Origin of the sequence: Streptomyces odontotermitis (genome assembly GCF_050510915.1) — a bacterium.
In the GTDB taxonomy this organism is placed as follows: domain Bacteria; phylum Actinomycetota; class Actinomycetes; order Streptomycetales; family Streptomycetaceae; genus Streptomyces.
Genome location: NZ_JBNJLS010000002.1, coordinates 173,770 through 193,520, shown reverse-complemented (window position 1 = coordinate 193,520; position 19,751 = coordinate 173,770). Strand labels below are relative to the sequence as shown.

The 19,751-nt window shown below is 73.7% G+C and carries 17 protein-coding genes; 7 read left to right on the top strand and 10 right to left on the bottom strand.

All coding sequences use genetic code 11. The features are described 5' to 3' along the window. Positions 1 to 14: 14 nt before the first annotated feature. A complete protein-coding gene (locus ACQB60_RS07025; protein ID WP_496924947.1) occupies positions 15 to 977 on the bottom strand; it encodes a DMT family transporter in 963 nt (320 codons plus the stop codon). Beyond that, complete coding sequence (locus ACQB60_RS07020) at positions 974 to 1,852, bottom strand: phosphatase PAP2 family protein (RefSeq protein WP_496924946.1); 879 nt, start codon at positions 1,850 to 1,852, stop codon at positions 974 to 976. Before ACQB60_RS07020 ends, ACQB60_RS07025 begins: the two co-directional genes overlap by 4 nt. A gap of 176 nt (positions 1,853 to 2,028) precedes the next feature. On the opposite strand from ACQB60_RS07020, the gene ACQB60_RS07015 reads away from it, so the two are divergent. The 3 genes from ACQB60_RS07015 to ACQB60_RS07005 all read left to right on the top strand — a co-directional run bounded on the left by ACQB60_RS07015 (position 2,029) and on the right by ACQB60_RS07005 (position 5,543). Further along, on the top strand, positions 2,029 to 2,715 hold the full coding sequence (locus ACQB60_RS07015; RefSeq protein ID WP_496924945.1) for a TetR/AcrR family transcriptional regulator: 687 nt from the start codon (positions 2,029 to 2,031) through the stop codon (positions 2,713 to 2,715). A 314-nt stretch (positions 2,716 to 3,029) separates the two neighbouring features. Beyond that, complete coding sequence (locus ACQB60_RS07010; protein ID WP_496924944.1) at positions 3,030 to 3,638, top strand: LysE family translocator; 609 nt, start codon at positions 3,030 to 3,032, stop codon at positions 3,636 to 3,638. Between the two features lie 204 nt (positions 3,639 to 3,842). After that, positions 3,843 to 5,543 (top strand): aminotransferase-like domain-containing protein, encoded by a 1,701-nt coding sequence (locus tag ACQB60_RS07005; protein ID WP_496925627.1) that lies wholly within the window; start codon positions 3,843 to 3,845, stop codon positions 5,541 to 5,543. Positions 5,544 to 5,635: 92 nt separating this feature from the next. Here the strand turns inward: ACQB60_RS07005 and ACQB60_RS07000 are convergent, their stop codons facing one another. From ACQB60_RS07000 to ACQB60_RS06985, 4 genes are all read right to left on the bottom strand, one after another. Further along, complete coding sequence (locus ACQB60_RS07000; RefSeq protein WP_496924943.1) at positions 5,636 to 6,592, bottom strand: DUF2510 domain-containing protein; 957 nt, start codon at positions 6,590 to 6,592, stop codon at positions 5,636 to 5,638. A 139-nt stretch (positions 6,593 to 6,731) separates the two neighbouring features. Next, positions 6,732 to 7,964 (bottom strand): anhydro-N-acetylmuramic acid kinase, encoded by a 1,233-nt coding sequence (locus ACQB60_RS06995; protein WP_496924942.1) that lies wholly within the window; start codon positions 7,962 to 7,964, stop codon positions 6,732 to 6,734. A gap of 179 nt (positions 7,965 to 8,143) precedes the next feature. Next, positions 8,144 to 9,133: an acyl-CoA dehydrogenase family protein gene (locus ACQB60_RS06990; protein WP_496924941.1), complete on the bottom strand. Its 990-nt coding sequence runs from the start codon at positions 9,131 to 9,133 to the stop codon at positions 8,144 to 8,146. Next, on the bottom strand, positions 9,133 to 10,284 hold the full coding sequence (locus tag ACQB60_RS06985; RefSeq protein ID WP_496924940.1) for an acyl-CoA dehydrogenase family protein: 1,152 nt from the start codon (positions 10,282 to 10,284) through the stop codon (positions 9,133 to 9,135). Before ACQB60_RS06985 ends, ACQB60_RS06990 begins: the two co-directional genes overlap by 1 nt. Positions 10,285 to 10,416: 132 nt before the next feature. Between ACQB60_RS06985 and ACQB60_RS06980 the strand changes: the two genes are divergently transcribed. The 4 genes from ACQB60_RS06980 to ACQB60_RS06965 all read left to right on the top strand — a co-directional run bounded on the left by ACQB60_RS06980 (position 10,417) and on the right by ACQB60_RS06965 (position 15,878). Then, positions 10,417 to 11,199, top strand: a complete 783-nt coding sequence (locus ACQB60_RS06980; protein WP_496924939.1) for an SDR family oxidoreductase — start codon at positions 10,417 to 10,419, stop codon at positions 11,197 to 11,199. A 38-nt stretch (positions 11,200 to 11,237) separates the two neighbouring features. Continuing rightward, positions 11,238 to 11,852 (top strand): TetR/AcrR family transcriptional regulator, encoded by a 615-nt coding sequence (locus tag ACQB60_RS06975; RefSeq protein WP_496924938.1) that lies wholly within the window; start codon positions 11,238 to 11,240, stop codon positions 11,850 to 11,852. A gap of 34 nt (positions 11,853 to 11,886) precedes the next feature. After that, positions 11,887 to 13,044, top strand: coding sequence for an acetyl-CoA C-acetyltransferase (locus ACQB60_RS06970; RefSeq protein ID WP_496924937.1), 1,158 nt, complete (start codon positions 11,887 to 11,889; stop codon positions 13,042 to 13,044). Positions 13,045 to 13,229: 185 nt separating this feature from the next. Next, the gene (locus ACQB60_RS06965) at positions 13,230 to 15,878 is read left to right on the top strand and encodes an ATP-binding protein (protein ID WP_496924936.1); all 2,649 of its coding nucleotides are present in this window, start codon (positions 13,230 to 13,232) and stop codon (positions 15,876 to 15,878) included. A gap of 270 nt (positions 15,879 to 16,148) precedes the next feature. Here ACQB60_RS06965 and ACQB60_RS06960 read toward each other — a convergent pair whose 3' ends face one another. From ACQB60_RS06960 to ACQB60_RS06945, 4 genes are read right to left on the bottom strand one after another with little or no spacing between them, the layout of a single operon-like run. Next, the gene (locus tag ACQB60_RS06960) at positions 16,149 to 17,210 is read right to left on the bottom strand and encodes an NAD(P)H-dependent flavin oxidoreductase (protein ID WP_496925626.1); all 1,062 of its coding nucleotides are present in this window, start codon (positions 17,208 to 17,210) and stop codon (positions 16,149 to 16,151) included. A gap of 41 nt (positions 17,211 to 17,251) precedes the next feature. Continuing rightward, positions 17,252 to 18,079: a CoA-transferase subunit beta gene (locus tag ACQB60_RS06955; protein ID WP_496924935.1), complete on the bottom strand. Its 828-nt coding sequence runs from the start codon at positions 18,077 to 18,079 to the stop codon at positions 17,252 to 17,254. Next, on the bottom strand, positions 18,076 to 18,945 hold the full coding sequence (locus tag ACQB60_RS06950) for a CoA transferase subunit A (protein ID WP_496924934.1): 870 nt from the start codon (positions 18,943 to 18,945) through the stop codon (positions 18,076 to 18,078). The genes ACQB60_RS06955 and ACQB60_RS06950 overlap by 4 nt, the downstream gene beginning before the upstream one ends. After that, positions 18,942 to 19,694: an enoyl-CoA hydratase family protein gene (locus ACQB60_RS06945; RefSeq protein WP_496924933.1), complete on the bottom strand. Its 753-nt coding sequence runs from the start codon at positions 19,692 to 19,694 to the stop codon at positions 18,942 to 18,944. Before ACQB60_RS06945 ends, ACQB60_RS06950 begins: the two co-directional genes overlap by 4 nt. Positions 19,695 to 19,751: the final 57 nt, after the last annotated feature.

Below are 19,751 nucleotides of genomic sequence, written 5' to 3'. Positions count from 1 at the left end.
GTGCGCGTGCGGGCTTACGGGCGGGACAGGTGCAGCACCGGCGGTTCCGGCTGGCCCGGGATCGACGGCAGGTAGTCGGCGATGCCGGGTTCGGCGTCGGCCGCCCTGGGCCCGCCCCCGGCGACGGGTTCCGGACGCGCGGCGGCCGTGGCCGGCGAGCGGGTCAGGACCACGACCCCGTACCCGGCGACCAGCGCGCCCGTCACGGCGAGGAGCACCCCGCCCGCCCCGCCCTGGAGCCGCTCGCCGAGCAGGCTCAGGCCGATCACGGACGCGGCCACCGGGTTGGCCAGGGTCACCACGGCGAGCGGCGCCCCGAGGCCGCCCCGGTAGGCGGTCTGGGAGAGCAGCAGGCCGCCCACGGCGAACGCGGCGACGAGCAGCGCCACCACGATGACCTGCGCGCTGAGCACCGGGCCCGAACGGTCCGTGGCCGCGACCGTCACGGTCTGCGTGAGCGCGGACGCCACCCCCGAGGCGAACCCGGACGCGGTCGCGTGCCGCAGCCCCGGCCGGGTGCCCGGACGCGACAGCAGGCCGATGACGGCCATCGTGCCCGCCGCGACGGCGAGCGCCTCGGGCAGCTTCAGATAGTCGTCGGGAGCGGGCCCGGAGGCCGTCAGGAGCAGCGCGCCGAGGCCGATGAGGGTGAGGCCGGTGCCGCGCCACTCCAGGCGCGTCACGCGCCGCCCGGCGATGCGCGCCCCGAGCGGCACGGCCGCGACGAGGGTGAGCGCGCCCAGCGGCTGGACGAGGGTCAGCGGCCCGTACTTGAGGGCCGCGACGTGCAGCAGCGCGGCGGCCGCGTTCAGTCCGACCGACGACCACCAGGCGCCGCTGCCGAGCAGCCGCAGCGCGCCGGACCCGCCGCCGCTCTCCGGCAGCCGGGAGGCGAGCCGCTCCTGGGCGACGGCGGCCGCGGCGTAGGCGGCGGCCGAGACGAGGGAGAGGAGGACGGCGACGACGGTGGCGCTCACCGGTCCACCCCCGAGGAGGCGAGTCCGGCGGCGGACGGGGCGGGCGTGGAGTCCTGAGCGGGCACGGGCACGGGCACGGGCGCGGGCGCGGACCTGCGCACCACCAGGGAACGGCCCGTCGACGGCTGCCGGATCACCGCGAGCGCGATGCCGAGCAGCGCGGCCGCCACGATCGCGTCGAGCCAGTAGTGGTTGGCCGTGCCGACGATCACGAGCAGCGTCAGGAGCGGGTGCAGCAGCGACAGCCAGCGCCAGCGCGATCTCGTGGCCACGATGACGCCGATGGCGACCATGAGCGCCCACCCGAAGTGCAGCGACGGCATCGCGGCGAACTGGTTCGCCATCGAGTCGGTCTCCGGCGTCGAGGCGTACACGGAGGGCCCGTACACCTGGGCCGTGTCCACGAGGTGGGCGGCGCCGAGCAGCCGGGGCGGGGCCAGCGGGAACGTGAGGTGCAGCACGAGCGCGGCCGCGGTCAGGGCGGCGAGGACGCGGCGGGCCCAGACGTAGTGGCCGGGGCGGCGCACGTACAGCCAGACCAGGAACAGGACCGTCGCGGGGAAGTGCACCGTCGCGTAGTAGGTGTTCGCGACGTGGATCAGCGTCTCGTTGTGCAGCAGGAGCTGCTGGACGAGGCCCTCGCCCGGCAGGTGCAGGTCGCGCTCGGCGTTCCACACGTGGTGGGCGTTGCCGAACGCCTCCTCGGTGTGGCCGTTGGCGAGCTGCCGGCCCAGTTTGTAGACGAGGAAGAGGCCCGCGATGAGCAGGAGTTCGCGGACGAGGGGCGGTCGGGCGGCCACCGTGCGGGTGGCTGGGCTCGGCTGCCGGTCGGATATGCCCGGCTGCTGGTCGGCAGGCTCGGTTCGGGTTTCCATCCCCGACCCCTTTGCGTGATGAGTGGGTGGTGCGGTGGTGAGTGAGAGTCCGCCCCACTCATCGATACGCCAGTGTACCGAAACGAAAGTGTACCGATACGCGGCCGTACCGGTACACTGGCGTATCGGTAGGCTTTGAAGAGCTTCGAAGGCCGCCGTAGCGAGGAGACAGAGCAATGACGTCGGGGGACCAGGCACAGCAGGGCGAGGTCCGGCAGAGCGAGGTCCGACAGCAGGAGGTTCGGCAGCAGGCGGTTCGGCAGCGCGAGGCCGGATCCCGGCGCTCCAAGATCACGCCCGAGCGCGAGCGCGAGTTCTACGAGGCCGTGCTCGACCAGCTCCGCGACCACGGCTATGAGGCCGTGACGATGGAGGGCGTCGCCGCGGCCACGAAGTGCAGCAAGTCCACGCTCTACCGGCAGTGGAAGACCAAGCCCCTGTTCGTGGCGGCGGCCCTGCGCGCCAACCGCTGTGTGCGCTTCGCGGGCATCGACACGGGCTCGCTCGCCGGCGACCTGCGCGCCGCCGCGTGCTCCGCCGCCGAGTGGTCGGGCCAGGACACCCTCCTCATGCAGGCTCTCAGCCACGCGATCCTGCAGGACGGCGACCTCAAGCAGGCGCTGCGGGACGCGCTGGTCGAACCGGAGATCGCGGGCATAGAGGAGATGCTGCGGCGGGGCGTCGCGCGGGGCGAGATCCCCGCGGGCCACCCGGCGGCGGAGTTCGTGGCGGCCCAGCTCATGGGCGTGATCCGGGCCCGCCCGATGCTGGAGGGCAAGCACGCGGACGTGGAGTACCTGACGCGCTTCGTGGAGGCGGCGGTGCTTCCCGCGCTCGGCCTGGAGGCCGCGAGCGCGCCTTGATCGTGGGCCGGACCCCGCCGGATGACCGGGGTCCGGGCCTGCCACGCCGCACCGTGGGGACGGGGGCGGCGTACTGCGGCCGGACGGGCGGCGGAGCACGGCGGTGCTCCGGCCGTTCGTCCGGCCCATGTGCTGTTGAGGAGCCCTGGGGTTCTGAGGTTCTGGGGTCCTAAGGGCGCCGCGTCGAGGACTCCGGACTCCGGGGCGCGTCTTTTGGACCTGTCGAGCGGACTCTCTTTGGTTCTGTTCGCGAGGCCAACGGGGCTTCAGGGTGAAGGGACTTGATCCACCCCGAAGCCTCGCGGAGGTACCCCTTGAGCATCGCGTTCCTGCTGACCACGCTCCTCGTGGTGGCCACTCCCGGCACCGGAGCCGTCTACACCATCGCCGCCGGGCTCTCCCACGGGCGGCGGGCGAGCGTGGTCGCCGCGTTCGGCTCCACGCTCGGCATCGTGCCGCACCTGGTGGCGACCATCACGGGGCTCGCCGCCCTCCTGCACACCAGCTCCGTCGCGTACGAGGTGGTGAAGTACCTCGGCGTCGGCTATCTCCTCTACATGGCGTGGGCGACGCTGCGCGACAAGGACGCGCTGGTCGCGGACGGGGACGGGGGCGCCCCGCGGTCGGCGGCGCGGGTCATCGGCTCCGGTGTGCTGATCAATCTGCTCAACCCGAAGCTGACCATGTTCTTCGTCGCGTTCCTGCCCCAGTTCGTCCCGCAGGACGAGCCCGGCTCCCTCGGCGTGATGCTGCAGCTCAGCGCGGTCTTCATGGGGCTGACGTTCGTGGTGTTCGCGGTGTACGGGCTGTGCGCCGCGGCGGTTCGGGACCGGGTGCTGGCCCGGCCGCGGGTGATGACCGGGATGCGGCGGGCGTTCGCGGCAGGTTTCGTGGGGCTGAGCGCCCGGCTCGCGCTGGCGTGATCGTGCCAGGATGGGCGGGTGGCAGCGGGGGAACGGGGCAGCGGGGGAGCGGCGGGAACGGTGGCGAGGGGGGTGGATGGTGAGGTGGATGCAGAGGCGGATGCAGAAGTGGATGGCGAACTGCCGTCGTACGGCTCCGACTTCCTCCAGCTCGACATCGGCGCCGCCCCGGCCGGGGGCAAGGCGGACTGGCTCGCGGCGCAGCTGCGGCAGGCGATAGCGGACGGGCGGCTCGCGATCGGGTCCCGCCTCCCGCCGACCCGGGTGCTCGCCGCCGAACTGCGGGTCTCGCGCGGGGTGGTGACCGAGGCGTACCGGCGGCTCACCGAGGACGGGCAGGTCGAGGGGCGGCGGCGGGGCGGAACGGTGGTGCTGGCGGCGCCCTTGGGCCGGGGCTCACCTCGCGTTCCGCCCGTTCCCTCTTCCTCCCACCCTGAACCGGGCGCGCCCGGCGGGCCGTTGACCTCCGGTCCTGGCCCCGGCTCCGGTCCCGCCCCCGGCTCCGTGCCCGGTCCCGGTCCCGGTCCCGGTTCCGGTTTTACTCCCGCCCTTGGCTCCGGCTCCGGTCTTGCTCCTGGCTCTGGTCCCGGACTTGGCCCTGGCTCCGGTCTCGCTCCTGGCGCTGTGCCCGCTCCCAGTCCCGGTCTTGCTCCCGGCTCTGTGCCCGGTCCCGCCCCCGGTCCCGTCCCCGGCCTCAGCCCCACTCACAGTCCGGGCCCCACTCCCAGCCCCGGCCTCTCTCCCGCCCCCGGCCCCGACATCTTCGACGCCCTGCGCGCCGCCCCCGCCCGCGTCGACTTCACCCCCGGCAAACCGGACCTCACGGCCTTCCCCCGCGCGGCCTGGCTGCGGGCCGAACGTGCCGTGTTCGACGGGGCGTCGGCGGAGCACCTCGGGTACGGGGATCCGCGCGGCGTCGCACCCCTGCGCCGGGCCGTCGCGGACTGGCTTGCGCGCACCCGAGGCATCCAGGTAGGGGCCGACGAGGTGCTCGTCGTCGCCGGAACCGCGCAGGCCCTCACCCTCCTGCACCCCGTGCTGCGCGCCGACGGCATCGACACCGTCGCCGTGGAGGACCCCGGGTCGCTCGGCACCCGCCAACATCTGCTCAACGGCGGCCTGTTCACCCCTCCCGTGCCGGTCGACGAGCACGGGGTGCGGATGGACGCCCTGCGTGCCACCGGTGCGCGCGCGGTGCTGCTGACGCCCGCGCACCAGTTCCCGACGGGAGTGGTGCTGAGCGGCGAGCGCCGCCGTGAGCTGCTGCGCTGGGCGCTGGACGGCGCGGCGGGCGGCGACACATCGACGTACGACAGCCGCCTGATCATCGAGGACGACTACGACGCCGAGCACCGTTACGACCGGCCGCCCGTGCCCGCTCTGCGCTCGCTGCTCGCGGACCAGGTGTGTTACCTGGGGAGCGTCTCCAAGCTGCTCGCGCCCGCGCTCCGCATCGGCTGGATGGTGGCGCCGCCCCGCCACCGCGCCGCGCTCACACAGGCCAAGCGCTTCACCGACCTGGGCAACGCGGCGCTGCCGCAGCTGGTGCTCGCCCGGCTCATGGAGTCCGGTGAACTGGAGCGCCATCTGCGGCTGTTGCGCGGCCGCCACCGGCGCCGCCGCGACGCCATGATCGCCGCCCTCGCCGAGGAGGTGCCGGGAGCGGTCGTGCACGGCGCGGCGGCCGGGCTGCACCTCACGGTCACCTATGAGGCCGACGTCCCCGACACCGAGCTCGCCGCGGCCGCGCTCGCCCGGGGCGTGAAGTGCCACCCCCTGTCGTGGCACCGTCAGGTGCCGGGGCGGCCCGGACTCGTCCTCGGTTACGCGGCCACACCGCCGGGCCTCGTCGCCGAGGGCGTGGCGGCGATCGGCGCGGCGCTGCGAGAGCTTTCCGCGAGCTAGCCCCCGGGCGACTGCGGGAGCCGGGAGCCGGGGGCCAGGAGCCGGGAGTTGGGAGTTGGGAGTTGAGCAGCGGTCCTGGGGTCGGCTCCTCCTCAGACCTCCGTACCGTTGCCCCCGCCGGCCCCGTCCGGCGCCTTCTTGATGCCCTGGGTGATCTCGTCGAGCACCGACTGCTTCGGCGCCTCGTCGTTGATGTCCAGGCCGAAGCGGACGATGACGATGCGGTCCTTGTCTACGGGTGAGGGGAACGCCAGCGACTGCACATAGCCGTCGTCGCTCTTCTGCGTCACGACCTTCCAGCGGACCAGGTATCCCTTCTGGCCCGCGACGGTGACGGCCTTCGACTCCAGTTCCTTGTGCGAGGTGATCTTCCCGTACGTCTTGCCGCCGAAGGCGTCCTTCGCGTTGGGCGCGATGTCGGCCCGGGCCGCTGCCTTCGCGGACTTGGCGTCGATCTTGTACGCCGTCGCGGGCGCCGAGTAGGCGCCGCCCCGGGTGCACTGCTCGGAGGCGTTGCCCGGGCACGGGAAGGGGGCCGTCGTCACGGCGGCGCCCTTGTCGGTGGCGCCGCCGCGCCAGCCGTCCGGCGTGGGCAGGCTGATGCCGTTGGTCGGGTCCGCGACGAAGCCCTTCTCCGGCTCGGGTCCCTGGGAGGGGCCGCCGGGGGACTGCTCCGGGGCGTTCGGCTCCTCCGGCGAGCCGTTGCCGCCGCCGTCACCACCCCTGCCGCCGTTGCCGCCGTCGCCGCCGTCCTCGCCGGGGGCCGAAGGCGCGCTGGACCCCGGGGGCTTGGCGCTGTCGCCGTTGCCGCCGTTCCCGTCGTCGTCGGATGTCAGCGCGTACACCCCGCCGCCTATGCCCGCGAGAACGGCGACCCCCACGATCGCCGCTATCGCGATGCGGGCTCCCCGGCGCGGGCCGGCCGGCGGGCCCGCCGCGGCGCGCACCTGGTCCGTCCATGTCTGTCCGTCCCACCAGCGTTCGGTGCGCGGTCCGTCGCTTGTCTGCCCCGGGTCGGGATACCAGCCGGGAGGAGTCGCCTGCGTCATGGCGCCAGGTTAAGAGCCGTCCGTGAAAGGGGGATGAGAGGGGGGCGGATTCGCCTTGCCGCTCCGGTTTCACCCGGCTTCGCCGCTCCGGGGCCACCCGGCCACGACGGCCGAGGTCACCCGGCCACGACGGCCATGGTCACCCGGCCACGACGAGCCGCACCGGCGCCACCGCGGCGGGCCCCGGCGACGGCACCCCGCGCCGCCCCGGAGTGATCGACCCGAGCACACTCGCGTGCCGTGCCCCCGTGCTGGCGGGCACGGTCCCCGCGAGCCCGTGCGCGGTGAGGAACCCCAGGACCGCGAAGGCGTACGCCTCCTTCGCCGCCGACGGGAGGCCGAGCTCGTCGGACGTACGGACGGGAATCCCGCCCGCGCCACCGGTCCTTCCCTCCGCCCCGCCACCGGACCTGACCTCGGCCCCGCCCCGCGCCGCGCCGCCGTCCAACTCCGCGCGCAGCAGCCTCATCAGCGTCGGGTTGCGCGTGCCGCCCCCGGACGCGACGACCTCGCTCGCCCGCACCGAGCGCACCGCGTCCGCGACCGTCCGGGCGGTGAGCAGCGTGAGCGTCGCGGCGACGTCCTCCAGCGGCAGCTGCTCGTAGCCCTGTGCCAGGGCGGCGCGCAGATAGGCGAGGTGGAAGAGTTCCTTGCCGGTCGTCTTGGGTGCGGGCAGCGTGTAGTACGGCTCCGCGAGGAGCAGTTCGAGCAGTCCCGCGTCGGGCCGGCCGCGGGCGGCGAGGGCGCCGTCCTGGTCGTGGGTGAGGCGGCCGGAGGTGCCGTCGTGCACGGCCGCGTCGAGGAGGGCGTTGGCCGGGCCCGTGTCGAACGCCGTGCCGTCCGGCGCCGTGATGTTGGCGATGCCGCCGAGGTTCAGGGCGGCGGGTGCGCCGGGCCTGCCGCGCAGCCACATCTGGTCGAACAGGCTGACCAGCGGCGCCCCTTGGCCGCCCGCCGCGATGTCCCGGGGCCGGAAGTCGGCGACCACGGGCAGCCCGCTCGCCTCCGCGATCCACGCGGGCTGGCCGATCTGCAGGGTGCCGTGCACCTGTCCGTCCTCGACCCAGTGGTAGACGGTCTGGCCGTGCGAGGCGACCAACTCGGCGCGCCCGTCGCACAGTTCGCGGTCCGCCTCGACGGCCGCTGCGGCGAAGGCCCGGCCGATGAGCGTGTCGAGGCGGCACACCTCGGCGAGCGAGGTCGCGGCGGGCGGCAGCGCGGCCGCGAGGGCACGCTGCAGCTCCGGGTCGTAGCCCCGGCTGATGAGGCCGAGCGGTGACATCAGCAGCCGGTCCCCGTCGATCGTCAAGTCGGCCGCCGCGGCGTCGATCGCGTCGTACGAAGTTCCCGACATCAGCCCGATCACGCGCACGTGTGGCCTCCTTCTCGGCCGCCCTCGGCCCGTTCGCCGTTCCCGAATCACCGATCCCGTCCGCCCCGTACGTCCCATGATCGCAGCGAGGGCGGGGCCTGCGCACCCGCGCGTTCGGGGGCGGACCGTGGACGGGGGCATGGGTGGGCGCGCGCCGGGCCCGCTCAAGGAGGCTCCGCTCACTCCCTCCCGGCGAGCACCCGCGCGCGGCACGCCGGCGGATCGCCCCACGCGGTGCGCAGCGCCCGGGCCTTGGTGAGCCACAAGGAGAGGTCGTACTCCGAGGTGTAGCCGATCGCGCCGTGCAACTGGAGCGCCGCCCGCGCCGCCCCATAGGCCGCCTCGCCCGCGGCCGCCTTGGCCGCCGCTATGTCGGCACCCTCCATGGAGAGGGCCGCTCCGAAGAGCAGGGGCCGGGCGAATTCAAGCCGTACGAGGACGTCGGCCAGCCGGTGCTTCACGGCCTGGAAGGTGCCGATCGCCGTACCGAACTGGGTGCGCTGCTTCACGTACGCCACGGTCCTGTCCAGCAGCGCCCGTCCGACGCCCAGCGCCTGCGCGGCCGTGGCGAGCGCGGCCCAGTCGGCGGCCCTGCCGGCGGCCTCGGTCACGGCGGGCCCGGTGGCGAGGAGTTCGCCGCCGGGCAGCGGGACGGCGAGGCGGCGGGCGGGGTCGAGGGAGTGGTGCAGGCTCTCGGGGCCGGGCGCGAGGCGCAGTGTGCCGTCGGCGGCCACCAGGAGGTGCGTCGCCGCGTCGGCGTCCAGCGCGTACGGGCCGTTCGTCCCCGGGAGGGCGAGGGTGGCCGTGGCGGTGCCGGAGGCCAGGGCGGGCAGGAGGCGCTTGGCGGGTTCCTGCTCGCCGAGGTCCGCGAGACGGGACAGGAGCGCCGCGGCCGCCACCGTCTCGACCAGGGGGCCCGGCACCGCGTGACGTCCCAACTCGATGAAGGCCACGGCCACTTCTACGGGGAGCGGCCCCACTCCGTCGTGCTCCTCGGGCACGGCAAGGGCGAAGACGCCCGCCTCCGCGAGGCGCCCCCACAGGGCCCGGCCAGGGGCGTGGTCGGCGGCGGCCCACGCGCGTGTGGCCGTCGGGGTGTCGGCCGCCGTCAGCATCGCGTCCAGGGACCGGGCGAACTCCCGCTGCTCGTCGTCCAGGAGGAATCGCATCAGCGCCGTCCCTTCGGCAGGCCGAGCAGGCGCTCGGCGATGATGTCGCGCTGGATCTCGTTCGTGCCCGCGTAGATGGGTCCGGCGAGCGAGAAGACATAGCCCTCGGCCCACTCGCCGTCGGCCAGTTCGCCGTCCGCGCCCAGCAGGTCGAGCGCCGTCTCCTGCGTCGCGATGTCGTACTCCGACCAGAAGACCTTGTTCAGGCTGGACTCGGCACCGATGGTCTCGCCCGCCGCGAACCGCGAGGCGTTCGCCCACGTGAACAGCTCATAGGCGCGCGCCCCGATCACCGCGTCGGCCACCCGGTCGCGCAGCGCCGTGTCCGCCGGGTCGCCCTGCGCCCGCCACGCGCGCGTGAGGCGGTCCGCCGTCGCGAGGAAGCGGCCCGGTGAACGCAGGGTGAGGCCCCTTTCGTTGCCCGTCGTCGACATCGCGATCCGCCAGCCCTGGCCCGGTTCGCCGATCACGTCCTCGTCCGGCACGAAGACGTCGTCCAGGAAGAGCTCGGCGAAGGCGGGCTTGCCGTCCAGGCGCCCGATGGGACGGACCGTCACGCCCTCCGCGTCGAGTGGGAACATCAGATACGTGAGCCCGCGGTGCGGCCGGGCGGGGGCGACGGCCGGGTCGCTGCGGAACAGGCCGAAGGCGCGGTCGGCGAACGCGGCCCGCGACGACCAGGTCTTCTGGCCGCTGAGCAGCCAACCCCCCTCCGTACGCCGGGCCGTGGAACGCAGCGAGGCGAGGTCCGAGCCGGACTCGGGCTCGGACCACGCCTGCGCCCAGATCACCTCGCCGCTCGCCATCGGGGGCAGCACCCGGGCGCGCTGCTCCTCGGTGCCGTAGTCGAAGAGGGTGGGGGCGAGGAGATTGATCCCGTTCTGCGAGACGCGGCCCGGCGCCCCCGCCGCGTAGTACTCCTCCTCGAAGACGAGCCACCGGACGATGTCGACGCCCTGCCCCCCGTACTCCCGCGGCCAGGACACCACCGACCAGCGGTCCGCGGCGAGTTTGGCCTCCCAGGCGCGGTGGGCGGCGAAGCCCTCGGCGGTCTCCAGCGAGGGCAGCGGCCCGGGCGGCACGTGCTCCGCGAGCCAGGCGCGCGCCCGCAGCCTGAACTCCCCTTCCTCGGCGGTGAAGTCGAGGTCCATCAGCGGCCCACCTCTTCGCTCGGCCCGGCTCTTCCCTAACAAGTGTTTGGTAGATTACCGTGGGTCGGGTCAGCCGTCGAGGGTCGTCGAAGGTCTTCGAGGGTGAGGAAGGCAGAAAGGGGAGTGCCGCCCGTGGGAGCGCCCGAATACGTGCCGGGGCACGGCCTGTTGGCCGGCCGCACCGCCGTGATCACCGCCGCCGCCGGAGCGGGCATCGGCGGCGCCACCGCGCGCCGCTTCCTGGAGGAGGGCGCCCGCGTCGTCATCGGCGACGCCCACCCGCGCCGCACCAAGGAGTCGGTGGAGTCGCTAGCCGCCGAGTTCGGCGCCGACCGCGTCGCGGGCACGCCGTGCGACGTGACGGACGAGGCGCAGGTCCAGGAGCTGTACGAGCTGGCGGAGCGGAGCCACGGCCGCCTCGACATCGTCGTGAACAACGCGGGCCTCGGCGGCACCGCCGAGCTCACCGAGATGACCGACGCCCAGTGGGACAAGGTCATGGACGTCACGCTGAACGGGACGTTCCGCTGCACCAGAGCGGCCCTGCGCCGGCTGTACGCCACCGGCGAGGGCGGAGTGATCGTCAACAACGCCTCGGTGCTCGGCTGGCGCGCCCAGGCGGGCCAGGCCCACTACGCCGCGGCGAAGGCCGGCGTCATGGCCCTCACCCGCTGCGCCGCCATCGAGGCCGCCCCGCACGGTGTCCGGGTCAACGCGGTCTCGCCGAGCCTCGCCATGCACCCCCACCTCGCCAAGGTCACCTCGGACGAGCTGCTCGAAGAGCTCACCGCGCGCGAGGCGTTCGGGCGCTACGCGGAGCCGTGGGAGATAGCCAACGTGATCGTCTTCCTGGCCAGCGGCTACTCCTCGTACATGACGGGGGAGACGGTCGCGGTCAGCAGCCAGCACGCCTGACCGCACTGCCGCCACCCGCCTAGGACCACAATGGTTTCGTGCCTACGAAGAAGAAGCCCCAGGTGACCGCCTCACCCGAGCGGCGCCGAGAACTGCTGGACACCGCGGCCGAGGTCTTCGCCGCCCAGGGCTACAACGCCACCACCGTCCGCAAGATCGCCGACCACGCCGGGATGCTGGCCGGCAGCCTCTACTACCACTTCGACTCCAAGGAGTCGATGCTCGAGGAGATCCTGCGCACCTTCCTCGACGAGCTGTGGTCCGGCTACGACACCGTGCTCGACTCCGCACTCGGCCCCAGGGAAACCCTGGAGGCCCTCGTCACCGAGTCCTTCCGGGAGATCGACCGGCACCGCGCCGCCGTCGCGATCTACCAGAAGGAGTCCAAGCAGCTCGTCGCCCAGGAGCGCTTCGAGTTCCTCGCCGCCTCGCAGCGCCGGTTCGAGAAGGCGTGGCTGACGACCCTGGAGCTCGGCGTCAAGGAGCACGTCTTCCGCGCCGACCTCGACATCCGCCTCACCTACCGGTTCGTGCGCGACACCGTGTGGGTGGCCGCCTCCTGGTACCGGCCCGGCGGACAGCACAGCCCCGAGGAGATCGCCCGCCAGTACCTGTCGATGGTCCTGGACGGGATCGCCGTTCGCGCGACATGACCACATGAGCACATGACCACGGAAGGGATCCGTCATGGCCGAGGCTTACATCGTCGAAGCGGTCCGCACCCCCGTCGGGCGGCGCAAGGGGGGCCTCGCCGCGGTCCACCCCGCCGACCTGGGGGCGCACGTCCTCACGGCGCTCGTCGAGCGCACGGGAGTCGACCCGGCCGCCGTCGAGGACGTCGTCTTCGGCTGCCTGGACACGGTCGGCCCGCAGGCCGGTGACATCGCGCGCACCTGCTGGCTCGCGGCCGGACTGCCCGAGGAGGTGCCCGGCGTGACGGTGGACCGGCAGTGCGGATCCTCGCAGCAGGCCCTGCACTTCGCCGCCCAGGGGGTCCTCTCCGGCACCCAGGACCTGGTGGTCGCGGGCGGCACGCAGAACATGTCGATGATCCCCATCGCCTTCGCCTCCCGGCAGGCCGCCGAGCCCCTCGGCCTCACCGAGGGCCCGTACCTGGGCAGTTCGGGCTGGCGCGCCCGTTACGGGGACCAGCCCGTCAACCAGTTCCACGGCGCCCAGCTGATCGCCGAGAAGTGGGGCATATCCCGGCTCGACATGGAGGAGTTCGCGCTCCGCTCCCACCAGCGCGCGCTGCGCGCCATCGACGAGGGCCGCTTCGACCGCGAACTCGTCGCGTACGGCGAGGTGACGACGGACGAGGGACCGCGCCGGGACACGACGCTGGAGAAGATGGCGGGCCTGCGGCCCGTCATGGAGGGCGGCACCATCACCGCCGCCTGCTCCTCGCAGGTCTCCGACGGCGCCGCGGCGCTGCTGATCGCGAGCGAACGGGCCGTCCAGGAACACGGATTGACCCCGCGGGCCCGCATCCACCACCTCTCCGTACGCGGCGAGGACCCCATCCGCATGCTCTCCGCGCCGATCCCCGCCACCGCGTACGCCCTCAAGAAGACCGGCATGAGCCTGGACGACATCGACCTCGTGGAGATCAACGAGGCGTTCGCGCCCGTCGTCCTCGCCTGGCTCAAGGAGACCGGCGCCGACCCGGAGAAGGTGAACGTGAACGGCGGCGCGATCGCCCTCGGCCACCCCCTCGGCGCCACCGGTGTCAAGCTGACGACCACGCTCCTGCACGAATTGGAGCGCACCGGTGGCCGGTTCGGACTCCAGACGATGTGCGAGGGTGGAGGTCAGGCCAACGTGACCGTCATTGAGCGACTTTGACTCTTTCGGGGCGCTCCACGCACCGTGCCGACCGTCGCGGACCGCTCGGCGACACCACTCGGTGAGGGCCCGTCAAGTCCTTCACCCCTTGCGGCGTCAGCTGGGCAGACCGTGCTCCGCGACGGCCCCGGCCCGGCTAGTCTCGAGGTCTGTACGTCGAATGAGCGACCCCGGGAGGTAGCGCGATGACACAGGGACGGCCCGCAGGCACCGCCTGGGCCCCGCTGTGGGAGCGTGACGACGAGCTCGACGCCGTCGCCCGAGCCGTCGACGACCTCTGCTCGGAAGGGACGGGGGCGAGGCACTCCGGCGGCCTCCTCGTCTTCAACGGAGAGGCGGGCATCGGCAAGACCGCCCTCCTGGCCGAAGTCCGCCGCATCGCCGACGGCCGCGCCACCGTCTGGTCCGCCCGCGGCGGCGAGACCGTCACCTCGGTCCCGTTCAACGTGGTGCGGCAGCTGCTCCAGCCCGCCCTCGTCTCCCTCACCGCCGACGAGGCCCGCGAATACCTCGGCGACCGCTACGAGATCGCGGGCCCGGCCCTCGGCATAGTCGAACCCGGCGGAGGCCAGGCCGACCCGCAGGGCGTCTGCGACGGACTCGTCGAAGCGGTGTCCCGCCTCGCCCGGCTGCACTGGCCCCTCGTCCTCCTCATCGACGACGCGCACTGGGCCGACCAGGAGACCCTCCACTGGCTCGCCGCGTTCGCCCAGGTCCTCGACGCGCTCCCGGTCCTCGTCGTGGTCGCCCACCGCCCCGGCGAGGCCACCGGCGACAGCGCCCGCCACCTCGCGGCCGTCGGCGCCGCCGCCCGCCCCTTCACCACCCTGCGCGCCCTCACCCCGGCCGCCGCCGCGGGCCTGACCCGCGCCACCCTCGGCGAGCACGCCGACGACCCGTTCTGCCGCGAGGTCTGGGCCGTCACCGGCGGCAACCCGTACGAGTCCGTGGAGCTCCTCGCCAAGGTCCAGGACAGCGGCATCGAGCCGGTGGACGGCTCCGCGGGCGAGCTGCGCGCCCTCAACCGCTCGGCGCGCGGCCGCGGTCTGGTGGACCGGCTCGAAGGTCTCGGCATCGATGTCACGCGGTTCGCCTGGGCCGCCGCCATCCTGGGCAGCGACATCTCCCTCGACCTCGCGGCCCAGCTCGCCGGGTTGCGCCGCGACGACGCCGAGCGGTGCGCGGACCGGCTGCGCAGCGCCCGCATCCTCGTCGGGGACGACGCCGGGCTCGAGTTCGTCCATCCGCTGATCGCCAGCGCCGTCTACCGCGCCATCCCGTCCGCCACCCGCACCGCCATGCACGGCCAGGCGGCCTGGGCCGTCACCCAGTCCGGGCTCGGCCCCGCCGCCGCGTCCCGCCACCTCCTCGAAGTCCACCCGGACGACGACCCCGATCTGGTCAGCCAGCTGCGCGCGGCCGCCGCCGAACACCTCGCGGTGGGCGCCCCGGACGCGGCCCGCCGCTGCCTGGAGCGGGCCCTGCGCGAACCGCCCCTGCCCGAGACCCACGCGCGCGTGCTCTACGAACTCGGCTGCGCCACCCTCCTCACCTCGCCCGCCACCACCGTCGGGCACCTGCGCGAGGCCCTGTCCATGCGCGGCCTCGACCCGTCGCTGCGCGTCGACGCCGTCTGCCGCCTCTCCCAGGCGCTCGTCCACAACGACCAGTTGGAGGAGGGCCTCAAGGCCATCGACGACGAGGCCGCCCGCCTCGCCCAGGGGCCCGACCGGATGCGCCTCCAGGCCGTCCGCTACATGTGGGAGGGCATCCACGCGGGCGAGGAGGACTCGCCCGGCAGGTCCCGCCGCCTGGCCGCGCTCGCCGGCCCCCTCACCGGCCGGGACAACGCGGAGCGCGCCCTGCTCATCCTCCGCGCCTTCGACGCCATGACCCGCGGGGAGAACGCGGAAGAGGTCGTCGAGTTCTGCGACCGCGCCCTCGTCAACGGCCGCCTCGCACCCGGCCTCGGCTGGACCGACACGGAGTGGACCTTCGAACTCCGTCTGATGCTCGGCTTCTCGTACGCCTTCACGGACCGCCTCGACCGCGCGGAGAGCCTCTTCACCGAGGCGGTGCGGGCCTACGAGACGGCGGGCTGGAGCGGCGGCCACCTCGCCCTCTCGCACGCCCTCGTCGGCTATGTGAACCGCCGCCGCGGCCGCCTGGTCGAGGCCGAGCGCTCCCTGCGCGAGAGCCTGCGCCTCGCCGACCGCGTCGGTCAGGGCCTGCCCATGCACTGGGAGGCCGCGAGCATGCTCATCGACACGCTCCTGGCCCGCGGCCACGCCGAGGCGGCCAGCGAGATCGCCGACCGCTACGGCTTCGCCCCGCCGTCCGCGTCCACGATCTACGTCCCGGACGCCGCATCGGTACGCGGCCGCCTCCTCCTCACCCTGGGCCGCACCGAGGAGGGCCTGAACGAACTCGAAGCCACCGCCAAGGCGTTGACCGCCCGCGGCCAGTACAACACCGTGCTCGCCCCCTGGCCCTACGACCTCGCCCGCGCCCTCGCCCACGAGGACCCGCGCCGCGCGGCCGAACTCGTCGCCGACGCCCGCATCCAGGCCGAACGATTCGGCACGGACACGGCGATCGGCGAGGCCCTGCGCTGCGCCGCCGCCCTCGACACGGGCGCCCGCTCGGTCGCCCTCTACGCCCGAGCCGCCGCCTACCTGGAGGCATCACCCTGCGCGTACGAACACGCGGTGGCCCGCGTCGAATACGGCATCGCGGCACGCTCGGAACCGGAGGTCGGCCGGGGCCTCGCGCTCGCGGAGGCGTGCGGGGCGGACGGACTGGCGGCACGGGCACGGGAGTTCCTCGACGGCTGAGAGGCACGCGGCCGGTCGTCCAGGGCCGACTTGGCCCGGGGCGTCGGCTGCGAGGCGGGCCTTGGCACCGGGGCGCGCCGTGCTTCCGGGGGCTGCCGCACTGCCGGGGGGCTGCCGCACTGCCGGGGGCGTACCCGGGACCGATGCGCGCTGAGTCGTGGGGTGCGCTCTCGGCTCTGGGACGCGGCAGCCGCGCAGGACCCGCAGAACCCGCAGAACCCGCAGAACCCGCGGCCCCCGCGTACGGCCGCTCTCTCCCGGGCCGTCCCCTCAGCTCCCGGGCGCGGCGAGCCCGCACAGCCGCTCCCTCGTCTCACCCGCCTCCCGCATGATCCGCCCGATCAGCTCCGCGCACGACGGCACGTCCTCCAAGAGGCCCGCCACCTGGCCCGACGCCATCACTCCCAGGTCCGGACGGCCGTCCACCATCGCGGACTTGAGCATCATCGGGGTGTTCGCGGCCAGCAGGACCTGGCTCCAGGTGAGGTCCTTGCCGTGCTTCATGGCGAGGCCGTCGCGGGCCATGCGGAGCCAGCTGAGGCCCGAGATCCGGCGGAACGCCGCCGCGTGGCGGACCGCGCGGGCCAGCGACGCCGCCCGGCCCGACTTCTCCAGGGACGCGACGAGTTCGGTGCGCAGCATGCGGTGCGGGAGGCCGTCCACGCGCGTGGTGACCGTGATGTCCTTGACCGTCGCCGCCAGGTAGCGGGCCTTCACCGGGTCCGGCACCGTCGAGTCCGAGGTCAGCAGGAAGCGGGTGCCCATCGCGACGCCCGCCGCTCCGTAGGCGAGCGCCGCGACCAGGCCCCGGCCGTCGTGGAAGCCGCCCGCCGCGATCACCGGAATGTCGACGGCGTCCACGACCTGCGGCAGCAGCACCGTCGTCGCCACCTCGCCCGTGTGGCCGCCGCCCTCGCCGCCCTGCACGACGACGGCGTCCGCGCCCCACGCCGCGACCTTCTCGGCATGGCGCCGCGCGCCGATCGAGGGGATCACGACGACCCCCGCGTCCTTGAGCTCGGCGATCAGCTCCTTCGACGGCGCGAGCGCGAACGACGCGACCCGCACCCCCTCCTCGATGATCACCCGGACCCGGTCCCGGGCGTCCCCGGCGTCCGCCCGCAGATTGACGCCGAACGGCGCGTCCGTACGGGACTTGACCTCACGTACCGCCGAGCGCAGCTGATCGAGCGTCATCGTCGCCGACGCGAGGATGCCGAGCGCGCCCGCCTCGGCCGTCGCGGAGACCAGCCGGGGGCCCGCGACCCAGCCCATGCCGGTCTGCATGATCGGGTGCCGCACCCCGACGAGCCGGGTGAGCGCCGTCTCGATGCCTGGCTCGATGTCCGGCTCGATGTCCGGCGCGGGCGGTGTCATGTCCGCACCTCGCGGTCGCGCAGGCCGCGCGGGTCCACCACCTCGCGGATCAGCCGCAGCTCCTCGGCGGTGGGCTCGCGCGTGGCCGGGACCTCGCCGTCCGGCGCGACGAGCGCGAAGCCCGTGGCCTCCCGCACCTGGTCGAGCGTCACGCCGGGATGCAGGGACACCACGCGCATCGCGTGGTCCGGTGTCGCGAAGTCGAAGACGCCGAGGTCCGAGACGACCCGGCGCAGATCGTGGAAGCGGGTCGCCGAAGGACCGGCGGCGGCCGCGCTGTCGTAGCCGACCCCGCTGATCATGTCGACCTTCTCCACGAAGACCCGCGTCGAATGCCGGGGGATCCAGTAACTCACCGGATTGTTGAGGGTGTTGACGGGCGCCCCGCGCACACCGAGCAGCTGCCGCTTGGGGCGCCGCCAGTCGCCGATGCACGAGATGTTCTGGTTGCCGAAGCGGTCGATCTGGCTCGCACCCATCATCACGTGCCGCCGCCCGCCCATCACCATCGTGAGATGACGGCGGTACGGGAGCCAGCCCTCCGTCATCTCCGAGGGCGCCCCGACGGCCGGCACGTCCCCGATGAGCATTGCCTCGCCGTCCGTCAGAAGGAGGTCGGGCGCGAAGGTGAGCCGGGCGAGCCGGGCGCCGATCGAGGGGACCGTGCCCATGGGCGAGGCCAGGACCTCGCCGTTGTCCCGCCATGCCTCGGCGCAGGCGATCACGCAGTACTCGGCGCGCGTCGGCGTGGGGGAGGCGGGGGAGGGAGCGCTGGAGGGGCCGCCGGAGAGACCGCCGGAGGGGGTGGTGGCGGGAGTGGTCATGAGTGGTCCTCCTTCTGCCAGGTCTGGACGGCCAGTTGGTAGTCCCGCTCGCTGCCGCCGAGGAAGCGCTCGTGGAAGGCCGCCCACGCCTCCGGGTCGGCCGCCGCGGTGGCGTACGCCTTCTGGAAGGGCTCGTCACGCCCGTAGTCCGGGACGCAGGAGGTGAAGTGGGCGCCCCCCGGCGTCTCGGTCACCCCCGTCACCGCGTGCCGCGACACCAGCATCGTCTGGGGCGCCGCGGCCGGTTCGTCGGACCAGGACTCGACCAGACGCTCACAGGAAACGTACGCGGCGCTCGCGGCCTCGCAGAACAGGTCGTCGAAGTAGGGGTCGGGCCCCAGATACTGGCCGTTGCCCCGGCGGTCGGCGCGGTTGAGGTGGACCAGGGTGGCGTCCATGCGCAGGGCGGGCACGGCGAGCAGCTCCTCCCCGTCCGCGTACGGCGAAGTGACCGTGCGCAGCTGCGGGTTGACCCGCAGGACGTCCGAGCCGAGGCCCGCGCGGATCGGCAGGAACGGCAGTCGCTGCGCGCCCGCGGTGAGGCCCTGCATGAACATCGCCTCGTCCAGCTCGACCAGCTCGAAGGCGCCCCGTTCGCGCGCTGCCCTGAAGTGCGGCTCCAGGGGGATCGAGTCGAGCGTGGTGAAGGCCGTGACGAGCTTGCGGATCTTTCCGGCGGCGCTGAGCAGGCCCACGTCAGGGCCGCCGTACGACACCACGGTGAGGTCGGTGACGTCCGAGCGGAGCAGGGCGCGGACCAGGGCCATCGGCTTGCGGCGCGCGCCCCAGCCGCCGATGCCGAGCGTCATCCCGCTCTCCAGGCGCCCGACGATCTCCTCGGGTGACATCGTCTTGTCGGTGGTCATTTCTCCTCCGCCTCCTTGCCGAAGCCGTCACGGATGCGGTCCGCGAGGCCGCTCAGGTTGGCCTCGAAGGTGAAGCCCTGCTCGAAGCGGTAGCTGCGGTGCACGTCCACCGGGTCGATGCCGTTGATCGCGGCCTTCGCGAAGCGCAGCAGCGTCCCGTCCTTGCGGGCTATCTCGCGGGCCAACTCCAGTGCCGCGGCGCGCAGTTCGGCGCGCGGCACGACGCGCCACACCGATCCGTGCTGGTGCAGCTCGACGGCGGTCGCGGTGCGCGAGGTGTAGTACAGGGCGCGCATCAGGTGCTGCGGGACGAGGCGCGCGAGGTGCGTCGCGGCGCCCAGGGCGCCGCGGTCCAGCTCCGGGAGGCCGAAGGTGGCGTCGTCGCTCGCCACGATCGCGTCCGCGTTCCCCGCCAGGCCGATGCCGCCGCCCAGGCAGAACCCATTGACGGCTGCGATGACCGGGACCTGGCACTCGTAGACCGCCGAAAACGCTTCGTAGCAGCCCCTGTTGGCGCCGATCAGGGCCTGGTGCCCGGTGTCGCGCTGCATCTCCTTGATGTCCACGCCCGCGTTGAACCCGCGCCCCTCGGCGGCGAGGACCACGCAGCGCACGTCTGGGTCGCGGCCTGCGGCGCGCACCGCGTCCGCGAGGTCGAACCACCCTTGTACGGGAAGGGCGTTGACGGGTGGGTAGTCGACGGTGACGACGGCGACGCCCTTGTCCGGGGTCGAGGTGGAGACAGACATCAGCGGATCCGCTACCTTTCAACCGAGCGCCATCAACCAAACATTTGTTAGTTGGGT